Genomic DNA, 12362 nt, shown 5'->3' with positions numbered 1-12362 from the left:
TCCCAGGCGGCTCTTTAGAGTGCGTCATGTTTGCTGCGCGAGGGACGTGCCGGTGTGATCGGCGCGGCGCGTCGACAGACGTGTTGAGGAAGACATGAGCAGTGTGTATTTGCGTTCGGCCGGCATCGCCTGCGCCGTTCTGGTCCTGGCCGGTTGCGTCGCCAGGAAGCCCGCCGTCATCACCGAGGCCCAGCCCGCGGAACCGCCCAAGCCGGTGGCTTGCGTACCCGCCCAAAGCGGCGATCCGATGATCGGCACGTGGTTGTCGAACAGCAAGCCGCGCGACGTCAGCGGCGACCTGCAATCGCTGATCGTGTTGTCCGCCGATGGCACGATGGCCTATGAAACCCTGTTGAAGATCGGCCGCAAGGCGCGTCCCGCCCTGCGCGAGACCGGTTGCTGGACGGTGGCGGACGGCATCTACACGATGCGGACCACCAAATCCGCCGGCGAACTGGTGGACGCGAACGATCCGATCTACCTGAACCGCTACCGCGTCGAAAAGGTCGAGAAGACCAAGCTGACGCTGCGCGAACTGAAGACCGGCGGCCAAGTCGTGACCGCGCGCCGCATGCCCCCGGGCTACCGCCTGCCTTACTAGGCGTTGCGCCGGGCGGACACTCCGCCCGGCGGCTTCGCCAAGACGGCCGGGCTGCGGTAAGGTGCGGGCTTCGACTTTCGCCTCGCCGCCGGACCTCCATGCCCGCCATGTCCTCCGAAGCACGCGCCATCGCGCTGCTTGCCCTGGCCGCTTTCGTCAGCGCCAGCGCTTTTCGCATCTGTGATCCCATGCTGCCGCAACTGGCGGCGGAATTCGGCACCACCACCGGGCAGGCCGCCCGCGCGGTGACGGCGTTCGCCGTCGCCTACGGCGTGTTGCAGATGTTCTTCGGGCCCGTCGGCGACCGCTACGGCAAGTACCGCGTCGTCAGTGTGGCGACCGTGGCCTGCGCGCTGGGCAGCGCGGGCGCCGTCATGGCCGATTCCCTGGATGTGCTGGTCTTCTGCCGCGCGCTGTCGGGCGCGGCGGGGGCAGGCATCGTGCCGCTGTCGATGGCCTGGATCGGCGACAACGTGCCGTACGAACGCCGGCAGGCGACGCTGGCGCGTTTCCTCACCGGCACCATCCTGGGCATGTCGGCCGGGCAATTGGCCGGTGGCCTGTTCGCCGACACCATCGGCTGGCGCTGGGCCTTTGCAGCGCTTGTCGTGGGGTATCTGGCCGTGGGCGTGCTGTTGCACCTGGAAGTGCGGCGCCAGCAGGTGTCGGGATTTGGCCGGGTGGAAGCGGGCGCGGGCACCCAAGGGTTCGTGGCGCAGGCGCGGCTGGTGCTGGGCACGCCTTGGGCACGCATCGTGCTGGCGACCGTCTTCGCGGAAGGCCTGCTGGTGTTCGGCGCCCTGGCGTTCGCGCCGTCGTATCTGCATGAACGCTTCGATATTTCGCTGACCGCGGCCGGCGCGCTGGTGGCGGTGTACGCGGTTGGCGGCCTGATCTACACGGTGGTGGCCGGTCGCATCCTGAAGCGCCTGGGCGAACGCGGCCTGGCGATCGCGGGCGGCCTGGTGCTGAGCGTGGCGTTCCTGTCCTACCTGCTGGGGCCGGTCTGGATGTGGAGCCTGCTTGCCAGCGTATTGGCCGGCTTCGGCTACTACCTGCTGCATGCCACGCTGCAGACCAACGCGACGCAGATGGTGCCGTCGGCGCGCGGCACCGCCGTGGCCTGGTTCGCGTCCTGCCTGTTCATGGGGCAGGCGGCTGGCGTGGCCCTGGCGGGCGCGGTGGTCGACGAGATCGGTGCCGCCGCGCTGTTTGGCGGGTCTGCCGTGCTGCTGCCGCTGCTGGGCGCGTTCTTCGCGCGGGCGCTGAAGGCGCGCGCGGCGATTCAACAGGCTTGAAACAACGCGGGCCTTGCGCATCCTGGGATGCGCAAGGCCCGTGGCCGGTGGGTGGCGGGTTTAGATCGCGGCCAGGCGGGCCAGCACGGTCTGCTTGCCCAGCAGGGCCAGCACGGCGTCCACGGCGGGCGTCTGCGTCTGGCCGGTGACGGCCACGCGCAGCGGGATCGCCAGTTGCGGCATCTTCAGGCCGCGGTCGGCCAGCACGGCCTTGATCAGCGCCGAGATGGCTTCACGGGTCCAGTCGGTGCCTTCGGCGCGCTGGGCAAAATCGGCCAGCGCTTCGCGTGCCGCGGCGGTCAGGTGCTGTTCGACGAGCTCGGCCGCGGCCGGCTTGAATTCGGCGCAGAACAGCATGGCGCCGTCGGCCAGCTGCTCCAGCGTTTCCGCGCGGTCCTTCAAGAGGCCCATGACGCCCGGCAGGTCGATTTTTTCCGGATGGCCGCCACGGTTCGCCACGCGCGGGGCCACGCGTTCGGCCAGTTCCGCGTTGTCCATCTGCTTGATGTAGTGGGCGTTGACCCAGTTCAGCTTCTTCGGATCCCATTGCGAGGCCGACTTCGACAGGTGCTTGGTGTCGAACCACGACACCAGCTGCTCGCGCGAGAAGAGCTCGTCGTCGCCATGGCTCCAGCCCAGGCGGGCCAGGTAGTTGATCATGGCCTCGGGCAGGTAGCCGTCGTTGTCGTACTCCATGACGTTGACCGCGCCGTGGCGCTTGGACAGCTTTTCGCCGTCCGGGCCCAGGATCATCGGCACGTGGCCGTATTCGGGCAGCGTCGCGCCCAGCGCGCGCAGGATGTTGATCTGGCGCGGCGTGTTGTTGACGTGGTCATCGCCGCGCAGGACGTGCGTGATGCCCATGTCCCAATCGTCCACCACCACGCAGAAGTTGTAGGTCGGCGTGCCGTCCGGGCGCGCGATGATCAGGTCGTCCAGTTCGGTGTTGTCGAAGCTGATCGTGCCCTTGACCATGTCGTTCCAGGAGGTGGCGCCTTCCTGGGGGTTCTTGAAGCGCACGACGGGCTTGCGGCCGTCGGGGATGGCGGGCAGGGTCTTGCCCGGTTCCGGGCGCCAGGTGCCGTCGTAACGCGGCTTGTCGCCGCGGGCGCGGGCGGCTTCACGCATGGCTTCCACTTCTTCGGGCGAGCTGTAGCAGTGGTAGGCGGTGCCGGCGGCCAGCATCTGCGCGACCACTTCGCGGTAGCGGTCCATGCGCTGCATCTGGTAGAAGGGGCCTTCATCGGGCTGCATGCCCAGCCATTCCATGCTGTCCAGGATGGCTTGCACCGCTTCCGGCGTGGAGCGTTCGACGTCCGTGTCTTCGATGCGCAGCACGAAGGTGCCTTGGTGGTGGCGCGCGAAGGCCCAGGAGAACAGCGCGGTGCGCGCGCCGCCCAGGTGCAAAAAGCCCGTGGGCGAAGGCGCGAAACGGGTACGAATGGGGGAGGAGGCGTTGGAGGTCATAGGTGGCAATGATAGCGGCTGCGGCGCCACAAAGCGGCGTCAGGCAGGGTCCACATCAAGCGGACGACGGGATTGTCTTGTTACGATGAACGGTATTTTAGATTAGGGCCCGATAAGCGCCTGCCTCCTATGCTGCGACACGCTCTTGCCCCGATGTTCGAACCCGGCTCGCTGGTGATCGTTGCCGACAGGCCCCTGCCGGCGACGGCCTCCCTGTCGCCCGCGCTCAAGGCGAAAACCACCGTGGTGGCCTGCGAAAGGGGGGCCGCGCCCGAACTGCCCGCCACCCTGCAAGGGCTGGCGCCGGGCGAACGGCCTGATCTGGCCCTGGTTTGCGTGTCGCCGGCCGTGCTGCCGGAAACGCTGCGGCGCCTGTCGCCGATGGCGCCGCGCTCGGTGATCCTGCTGCCCCACGAACTGCCCGACCCGTATCCGCGCGGCACGCTGGCCCTGTGCCGGGCCTGGGCCGAAGAAAACCGCTGCGAATTGCTGGGGCCGCGCTCGTTCGGCGCCCAGCGTCCCCATGCGGGCCTGAACTTCAGCCAGCACCCGGTGCTGGCGCGCGCCGGGCGCGTGGCGCTGCTGGCGCAGTCGCGCTCGATCATGGCGGCGGTCATGGACTGGGCCGAAGACGTGCATATCGGCTTCTCCACTGCGGTGTCGCTGGGCGATGAGGCGGTGGTGGGGCTGTCGAAGGTGCTGGACTACCTGGCCAGCGACCCGCGCACCGACAGCATCGTGCTGTATCTGGAAGACGTGGGCCCTGCCCGTGAATTCATGAGCACGCTGCGCGCCGCCGCCAGCGTCAAGCCGGTCATCGTGCTGAAAGCCGGGCGGTCCGACGCCGACAGCGCCGACGCCATTTTCGACGCCGCCCTGCGCCGCGCCGGCGCCGTGCGGGTGCGCTACTTCGTGCAGCTGTTCTCGGCGGTGAAGGTGCTGGGCTACACGCGGCGCCCCAAGGGCCGGCGCGTGGCGCTGATCTCCAACGGCAACGGCCCCCCGCAGTTGGCAATGGACCTGATCGGCCCCGACGCCGCCGTGCTGCGCGCCGAACTGGCGCCCGCCACGCGGCGCGCGCTGGAGGCCATGCTGGAGCCGGACGCCGCCAGCGCCAATCCGGTCATCACCTACACGCCGCTGACCCCGGAGCGCATCCGCGCCATCCTGGAGACGGTGCTGGACGATACGGGCGTCGATGGCGTGCTGGTGCTGTTGGCGCCCGACGCGCTGGCCGACATGCCGGCGGTCGCCCGCGAACTGGCGCTGATCGCGCCCAAGGCGAAAAAGCCCGTCGTCAGCTGCTTCATGGGCGACGCCGGCATGCGGCCCTTGCGGCGCATGCTGGACGACGCGGGCACCTCCGCCTTCCGGACGCCGGAATCCGCCGCCGACGCGTTCGGCGTTCTGGCGTCCCACCATTACAACCAGCAGTTGCTGCTGCAGACGCAGCCGCAGGAGCCCCCCAGCCACGTGCCTGACCTGGCCGCGGCGCGCGACGTCATTGCACGCGTGCGTGCCGACTGCCGGCGCGAACTGAACACCTCTGAGATCCGCACCCTGCTGGGCCTGTTCTACGTGCCGTTGCGCGACATGCCGGTGGACGTCGCCGCGGTCGAACCCGAATCCCGTCCGATGGCGATCCGGGTGCGGCGCGATCCGCAGTTCGGTCCGGTCATCCGTTTTGGCGCAGGCGGCCCGGACGCGATGCTGTCAGGATCCGACCGCGGCATGGACCTGCCGCCGCTCAACGGCTTCCTGGCCCGGCAACTGATCGAACGCAGCCGGCTGTGGCGCCGCGTGCTGGCGCCCCGCGTCGGCCATATCGCGGCCGAGTCCCTGCAGCAGGCAGTGGTGCTGGTGTCTGAAATGGTGTCGGAATTGCCCGACATCGAAACGCTGGACATCGATCCCCTCTACGCTGGCGAAACGCATCTGCGCGCCGGCGGCCTGCGCCTGATGCTGACCGAAACCCCGGGGTGCGAAACGCCGCAGACTTCAGGCTATCCGCACATGGCGATCCACCCGTACCCGGCGCGCCTGGTGCAGGTGCGCCGCTTCGCCGACGGCATCCCGTGGGTGCTGCGCCCGATCCGCCCGGAAGACGGCGACGCCTTGCAGGAATTCATCCGCGGCCTGTCGGAACGTTCGCGCTACATGCGCTTCGTGTCGATGATGCGCGAGCTGACCCCGCGCATGGTGTCGCGCTACACGCAGGTGGATTACCACCGCGAGTTGGCGCTGGTGGCGGCCACGCAAGTGCCGAACCCGGCCAACCGCGGCCATCCGCGCGAAGTCATCGTGGGTTTCGCGCACTACCTGCGCAACCCCGACGGACGCGGGGCGGAGTACGCGCTGGTGATCGGCGACGACTGGCAGCGGCGCGGCCTGGGCCGTCAGCTGATGACGGCGCTGATCGACGCGGCGCGCGAGCAGGGGCTGGAGTACATCGACGGCCTGGTGCTGTCGACGAACCGTCCCATGCTGGCGCTGATGACGAGTCTGGGCTTCACCAACGACGCGGATCCCGAAGACCCGACGATGCGCCGGGTCTGGCTGGGTTTATCCTGACTCAGTGTCCTGAAGGTGGTCTGATCCCGTGCGGGACGGGATTGGAGGCCGCCCTCAGGCGGTCTTCCTGGCCGCCTGGCGGGGCGTCAGCCGTGCCGCCACTTCATCCACCGACAGCACGTCGCCAAAGAACAGCATCCAGCCGTAGAGCGAATGCTCGTGCTCGGCCGGCGTCACGGCGGCCAGCGCGTCGTCGACCATGATGGTTCGGAAGTCCCGCATCATGGCGTCGCGCGCCGTGGATTCGCAGCATACGTTGGTGACGGTGCCCGCGATCAGCAGCGTGTCCACGCCCAGCCCGCGCAGCAGGGGTTCCAGCTCGGACGAGCCGGGCGCCATCGCACTGTAAAAGCGCTTGACCACGCGCAGGTCCTTGTCGTGCGCATGCAGGTCCGGGTGCAGCTGGAAGCCTGGAGAATCGCGGCGCAGTGTTTCAAGCCGGCGGGCGCTGCGTTCGGGCGTCAGCATCACGCCATGATGGTGCGACCAGAAGGCGTCCGCGTTGTCGGACGCGGTCTGTATCCAGACGACCACGCCGCCGGCCGCGCGCACGGCGTCGCAAAGGCGGTTCACCGGCGCGATGATCTCGCGCGCCGGCGCGCATTCGCCCTGGTAGCCGGGCAGCGTGAAATACTGCTGCATGTCCACCACGACCACCGCCGTGCGGGCGGCGGGCAGCTCGTCATACGGATGCAGGCAGCCCTGGCGGGCCACGACGCGATCCTGTACCCATTGCGGGAATTCCATGGCGGTTCCTTATCCGTAGCGCCGCGCCACGGCGGCTTCGACGCGGTAGATGATGAGATACATGACGCTGGAGATCAGCGCCAGCATGGCGATGGCGGTCATGACGATGTTCAGCTTGAACACCTGGCTGCCGTTCATGATGAGGAAGCCCAGGCCGGAATCCGCCGACTGGAATTCGCCCACGATGACGCCCACCAGCGCCAGGCCGATGTTCATCTTCACGGCGGCGATCAGGGTAGGCACGCTGCCGGGCAGCACCACCTTGGTCAGCACCTGCCAGCGGCTGGCGCCGAACGTGTGGGCCAGCTTGACCTTGTTCAGGTCGATGCCCCGGAAGCCGGCATACACCACCATGATGGTGACGAACACCGCGATGGCGACCGCCATGCCGTACACGGCGTAGTCCGACCCCAGCCACAGGTAGAAGATCGGCACGAAGGCGATCTTGGGCATGGCGTTGGCCACCACCAGGAAGGGGTCCAGCACCTTGTACAGGAAGTCCGACCACCACAATGCCGCGGCCACCACGATGCCGATCGCCATGCTCAGCGTGAAGCCGACCAGCGTGGCCGACAGCGTGGTCATGATGTGCTTGCCCAGATGGCCGTTGTTCCACAGTTCGATGAAGGTGGGCCACAGCGCGCTGGGGTAGCTCGTCAGCAGCGGGTTCAGGACGTGCATGCGTGGCAGGATTTCCCAGGCGCATAGAAAGACCACCAGCAGCAGCGCCTGCGACAGCCGGATGTTGCGTTTGCGGGCGCGGTCACGGCGCAGATAATCCAGGTACTTTTCGCTGGGCCCGGGAACGGCGCGCAGGGGGACGGTATTGGCAAGGGGCGCATTCATGGGTCAACCCTCCACGTGGACGTCCAGCTCGTCCCAGAGTTGTTTGAAATAGGTGTTGAATTCCGGCCGCGAACGCGCCTGGAAGGGCGTGGGCCGGGGGCCGTCGCCGTAGTGGATGCGGTATTGGCTCTTCAGCCTGCCGGGCCGGCGCGACAGCACGATGACGCGGTCCGTCATGGCGATGGCCTCGCCGATGTCGTGGGTGACCAGCACCACGGTCTTGCCTTCGCGGCGCAGGATGTCCACCACTTCATCCGAGATCGCCAGGCGCGTCTGCGAATCGAGCGCCGAAAAGGGCTCGTCCAGCAGGATCACGTCGGGTTCGGTCACGAGTGTGCGCGCCAGCGCCGCGCGCTGCCGCATGCCGCCCGACAACTGGCGCGGCGTGTGCGACAGGAACGCGCCCAGCCCGCATTTCTCCAGCAGATGCACGGCGCGCGCCTCGCTGCGCGCGTCGCGCCGGCCCTGGATCTCGGCGCCCAGCATCACGTTGTCCAGGATGGTGCGCCATTCAAACAGGTAGTCCTGCTGCAGCATGTAGCCGATGCGCGGGTTGGGCTTGGTCACGCCCTGGCCGTCGATCAGCACGGCGCCCGAAGTCGGCGGGATCAGCCCGGCGATCAGCGACAGCAAGGTGCTCTTGCCGCAGCCGCTTTGCCCGATCAGGCTGACGAATTCCCCCGGCGCCAGCGTGAACGACACGTTCGACAGCGCCTCGGTTTCGCCTTCGGTCGTGAAGTACGACAGGCAGACCTCGCGCAGCTCGATCTTCGCCGTGGCGACGGCCGGCTTCAGGTTATGGACGGCGGCTCCCATCACGGCACCTTCTTGGCGAAGTCGGCCACCACCACGTCTTCATACTTCACGCGGGCGGTTTCCTTCATGACGGCGCTGGCGACCAGCATGTCTTGCAGCTTCGCCATGGCCTCGGCCGTTACCAGCGGCGATGTCTTCCAGATCTGGTACTGCTTGTAGCGTTCGATCGCTTCGGTCACGGCGCCCTGGTCCATGCCGGGGAAGAACGTCATGATCTGCGGGGTCAGCGTGGCGGCGGGGGTGTCCTTCACGTACTTTTCGGCGCGCGCGACCACATCGGTCCAGGCCTGGATGACCTTGGGGTTGTCGCGGATGTATTTGTCCGTGGCGGTGAAGACGGTGTAGTCCACCTGGCCCACTTCATGGCCGACGGAAGCCACGATATAACCCTTGCCATTGCGTACCAGTTCGCCGGCCTCGGGTTCCAGGAAGATGCCGTATTCGCCTTGCCCCGCCATCCACGCGCCAGCGCGTGCCGGAATGCCGATGTTGTTCAGCAGTTTCACGTCCTTCTGCGGGTCAAGCCCGTGCTTGCGCAACGCGGTTTCCAGGAACACGATGGGGTTGGACCCGGGCCGAAAGCCGATGACGTCCTTGCCCTTGAGCATAGACCAGTCGAACTTGTCGATGGGCTTGCGCGCCAAGAGGAAGAACCCGTCGGTGGCCGTCAGGCCGGCGAATATCTTCGGCTTGACCGGCGACTCGCTGTTCTGCACATAGATGGAGGCTTCGGGCCCGATCAGCACGATGTCGGCGCTGCCCGACAGCAGGGCCGTCATGCCCTTGTCGGTGCCCTGGGAGGTCTTCATGGACACGTCCAGCCCGGCGTCCTTGAAATACCCCTGCGACAGGGCCACGTACTTGGGCACGTAGAGGATGGAACGCACCACCTCTTCGTAGCGGACCTTCACGGGGGGATTCAGGGCTTCGGCGTGGGCGGCCAGCGGAATGAACAGCGCGAGCAGCGCCGCGCCCGCCAGGCGGGGCAATGGCAAGGATTTCACGGGACTTTCTCCTGCGTCTTGTATGGCACGCCGAAACCCGGCGCAACACGGCCAATGGGATGGAATCGACAACAACAACAGGGAAGCCCGAACGATCGCTGCCCGGGCCGTAAGGCATGGATCGAATACTATATTCAATACAAATGGGCGACAAGTATTTTGCGATTGGCGTTTTTCTCTATGGACGAGCGCCGGCCAAGCCCGGAAAATTCAGGGCTTGAATACCACTTGGTATACAGGATTGGTTTTTATCGGGCGGGCAGGGCGCGCCGCCCGGGGCCCCTTCAGGCCAGGACGTCGTTCAGGAAGCGGGAAATGTCCGCTACCTCTTCGGCGCACACCGAATGCGGCATGGGATACGTGTGCCAGCGCACGTCGTAGCCCAAGCGCTTCAGTTCAGCCAGCGACGCTTCGGCGCGCGCCAGCGACACGACCGGGTCGTACTGGCCGTGGGCCATGAAGATCGGCGTGGCGTTGTTGGCGCTGTGGCGTTCGGCTTCGGCGGTGTCCACCAACGGCAGGTAGCCCGACAGCGCCATCATGCCCGCCAGTTTCTCCGGCAGGCGCAGGCCCGTGTGCAGCGTCATGGCGCTGCCTTGCGAAAACCCGGCCAGCACGATGTTGGACGTGGGGATGCCGCGGGCATTTTCGCGCGCGATCAGCTTGTGGATGGCCGCTTCGGAGGCCCGGATGCCCTTGGCGTCTTCCACGCGCACCAGGTCCATCACCAGGATGTCGTACCAGGAGCGCATCGCCATGCCGTTGTTGATCGTCACGCGCTGCACCGGCGCGTTCGGGAACACGAAGCGCACGCCCAGGCCCGCGGGCAGGTCCAGCTCCGGCACGATGGGCGCGAAGTCATTGCCGTCGGCGCCCAGGCCGTGCAGCCAGATCACGGCATGCGTGGGGTTGGAGGCGGTTTCGATCTCGATGCAATCGAGCAGGTCGGTGGAAGCGTTCATGGACGGCCGGCGGGAAAATCAGGGAAGGGGAATCAGAGCGTCAGGGTCTTCAAGGCCTGGAACAGCGCACGGTAGTGCTTCTTCTGCGGTTCCTGGCCTTGCAGCAGCGAGGCATTGCCCAGCTTTTCCTTGCGGGCGGCGCGGATCAGCGTGCGCAGTTGTTGCGCATCGGCTTGCGGATTGTTCGCCAGCAGCTTGGTCAGCAGGTCGTCGTCGTCCAGCAGGCGGTCGCGCAGCGTTTCCAGCCGGTGCATGGCGGCGGTTTCTTCGCGCGAGCCGTTTTCCCAGACGTCGAGCTGGGCGCGGATCTCGTCGGCGGGGGCGTCGCGCATCAGCTTGCCCACGAAGTGGACCTGACGGCGGCGGCCTTCGCGGCCGGTCGTGCGCTGCGCCATGCGGATCGCCTCATAGAGGCGTTCGGCCAGCGGCAGTTGCTTGAGGCGTTCGGGGGACAGTTCGATCAGCTGTTTGCCCAGGTCCAGCAAGGCGTGCATTTCGCGCTTGACCTGGGACTTGCTGGGACGGTCGTAGCCGTTTTCATCGTAACCGTCGTCGACGGATTCTTCTTCAGTATGGGAATTCATGGAAAACTGCGCAATGACAGACTTGGCTATGATAACCGTCTCTGCAAATTGGACAGCAATGGTTAAATCCTCCTCATCCTTGCCGCTGGCGGCGAATCACGCGCGTTTTTCCGAACTCGTCGAACAAACCCTCGCCTATGCGCGCCAGATCGGCGCCTCGGACGCCGCGGCGGAAGTCTCGGAAAGCCTGGGCCTGTCGGTCTCGGTCCGAAAGAACGACATCGAAACCGTTGAGCAGACGCGCGACCGCTCGCTGGACCTGACGGTCTACGCCGGCCAGAGCCGCGGGTCCGCCTCGACCTCCGACTTTTCCGAAGCGGCCTTGCGCCAGACGGTCGAAGCCGCCTGGCACATTGCCCGCCATACCGCCGCCGATCCGGCCGCCGGCCTGCCCGACGCCGACCAGCTGGCCACCGAATTCCCCGACCTGGACCTGCACCGCGCCTGGAGCGTGTCCACTGAAGAAGCCGCCGAACTCGCGCTGCGCGCCGAACGCGCCGCGCGCGACGTCGACGCCCGCATCACCAACACCGACGGCGCCACCGTGGGCACCTACGAAGGCCAGTTCGTGATGGGCAACACCCGGGGCTTCCTGGGCGGCTACCCGTATTCGCGCCACAGCCTGTCCGTGGCGCCCATCGCGGGTCGCGGCAACGGCATGCAGCGTGACTACTGGTACACGTCGGAGCGCGATCCGGCCAAGCTGGCTTCGCCCGAGGCCATCGGCCGCTACGCCGCCGAGCGCACGCTGAGCCGCCTGTCGGCCCGCCGCATCCGCACCGGCAAATTCCCCGTCCTGTTCGAGGCGCCGCTGGCGCTGGGACTGGTCGGCGCGCTGACCCAGGCCGTCAACGGCGGGGCGCTCTACCGCAAGGCCAGCTTCCTGGTGGACTCGCTGGGCAAGCCGATCTTCCCCAAGCACATCAATCTGACCGAAGATCCCCACATCCGCGGCGGCATGGGCAGCTCGCCGTTTGACGACGAGGGCGTGCGCACGCGTCGCCGCGACGTGGTGTCGGCCGGCGTGCTGGAAGGCTATTTCCTGTCGTCCTACACCGCCCGCAAGCTGGGCATGGCCACCACCGGCAACGCCGGCGGCTCGCACAATCTGGTGTTCAGCTCCACGCTGACCAAGCGCGGCGACAACTTCGAAGCCATGCTGAAGAAGCTGGGCACGGGCTTTCTCGTCACCGAACTGATCGGCCAGGGCGTCAACTACGTCACGGGCGACTACTCGCGCGGCGCGTTCGGCTACTGGGTGGAAAACGGCAAGATCCAGCATGCCGTCCAGGAAATCACCATCGCCGGCAATCTGGCGGACATGTTCCAGCAGATCGTCGCCGTGGGCGCGGACACCATTTCGCGCGGCACCAAGACCACCGGCTCGATCCTGATCGAGCAAATGGCCATCGCGGGGACCTGATCCCCCTCACGCGCGGGCGGGGCCGCCGCCCGCGCGTCTTCGC

General features: G+C 67.1%; 11 protein-coding genes. 4 read left to right on the top strand and 7 right to left on the bottom strand.

The window, feature by feature from the left end:
* The first annotated feature begins 94 nt into the window (after positions 1 to 94).
* Both ACO6D5_RS12405 and ACO6D5_RS12400 read left to right on the top strand, forming a co-directional pair.
* A complete protein-coding gene (locus ACO6D5_RS12405; RefSeq protein WP_006226675.1) occupies positions 95 to 601 on the top strand; it encodes a hypothetical protein in 507 nt (168 codons plus the stop codon).
* Between the two features lie 98 nt (positions 602 to 699).
* Entirely contained in the window at positions 700 to 1899 is a 1200-nt protein-coding gene (locus ACO6D5_RS12400) for an MFS transporter (RefSeq protein ID WP_485825540.1), read from the top strand.
* 60 nt (positions 1900 to 1959) lie between these two features.
* On the opposite strand, the gene gltX is transcribed toward ACO6D5_RS12400, so the two are convergent.
* Positions 1960 to 3366, bottom strand: a complete 1407-nt coding sequence (gene gltX, locus ACO6D5_RS12395; protein ID WP_315527909.1) for a glutamate--tRNA ligase — start codon at positions 3364 to 3366, stop codon at positions 1960 to 1962.
* 129 nt (positions 3367 to 3495) lie between these two features.
* On the opposite strand from gltX, the gene ACO6D5_RS12390 reads away from it, so the two are divergent.
* Entirely contained in the window at positions 3496 to 5937 is a 2442-nt protein-coding gene (locus tag ACO6D5_RS12390; RefSeq protein ID WP_485825539.1) for a bifunctional acetate--CoA ligase family protein/GNAT family N-acetyltransferase, read from the top strand.
* Positions 5938 to 5991: 54 nt separating this feature from the next.
* On the opposite strand, the gene ACO6D5_RS12385 is transcribed toward ACO6D5_RS12390, so the two are convergent.
* The 6 genes from ACO6D5_RS12385 to yjgA all read right to left on the bottom strand — a co-directional run bounded on the left by ACO6D5_RS12385 (position 5992) and on the right by yjgA (position 10896).
* The gene (locus tag ACO6D5_RS12385; RefSeq protein WP_315527905.1) at positions 5992 to 6684 is read right to left on the bottom strand and encodes an isochorismatase family protein; all 693 of its coding nucleotides are present in this window, start codon (positions 6682 to 6684) and stop codon (positions 5992 to 5994) included.
* Between the two features lie 9 nt (positions 6685 to 6693).
* Complete coding sequence (locus tag ACO6D5_RS12380) at positions 6694 to 7530, bottom strand: ABC transporter permease (protein ID WP_315527904.1); 837 nt, start codon at positions 7528 to 7530, stop codon at positions 6694 to 6696.
* 3 nt (positions 7531 to 7533) lie between these two features.
* Entirely contained in the window at positions 7534 to 8346 is an 813-nt protein-coding gene (locus ACO6D5_RS12375) for an ATP-binding cassette domain-containing protein (protein ID WP_315527950.1), read from the bottom strand.
* A complete protein-coding gene (locus ACO6D5_RS12370; RefSeq protein WP_088590298.1) occupies positions 8346 to 9350 on the bottom strand; it encodes an ABC transporter substrate-binding protein in 1005 nt (334 codons plus the stop codon). Before ACO6D5_RS12370 ends, ACO6D5_RS12375 begins: the two co-directional genes overlap by 1 nt.
* 284 nt (positions 9351 to 9634) lie before the next feature.
* The gene (locus ACO6D5_RS12365; protein ID WP_485825538.1) at positions 9635 to 10312 is read right to left on the bottom strand and encodes an alpha/beta hydrolase; all 678 of its coding nucleotides are present in this window, start codon (positions 10310 to 10312) and stop codon (positions 9635 to 9637) included.
* A gap of 32 nt (positions 10313 to 10344) precedes the next feature.
* Positions 10345 to 10896: a ribosome biogenesis factor YjgA gene (gene yjgA / locus ACO6D5_RS12360; RefSeq protein WP_006226684.1), complete on the bottom strand. Its 552-nt coding sequence runs from the start codon at positions 10894 to 10896 to the stop codon at positions 10345 to 10347.
* Between the two features lie 58 nt (positions 10897 to 10954).
* Between yjgA and pmbA the strand changes: the two genes are divergently transcribed.
* Positions 10955 to 12319, top strand: a complete 1365-nt coding sequence (pmbA, locus tag ACO6D5_RS12355) for a metalloprotease PmbA (protein WP_315527899.1) — start codon at positions 10955 to 10957, stop codon at positions 12317 to 12319.
* Positions 12320 to 12362 lie beyond the last annotated feature (43 nt).

It is taken from the genome of Achromobacter sp., from assembly GCF_057314935.1.
This window is presented reverse-complemented; position numbering and strand designations above follow the sequence as displayed.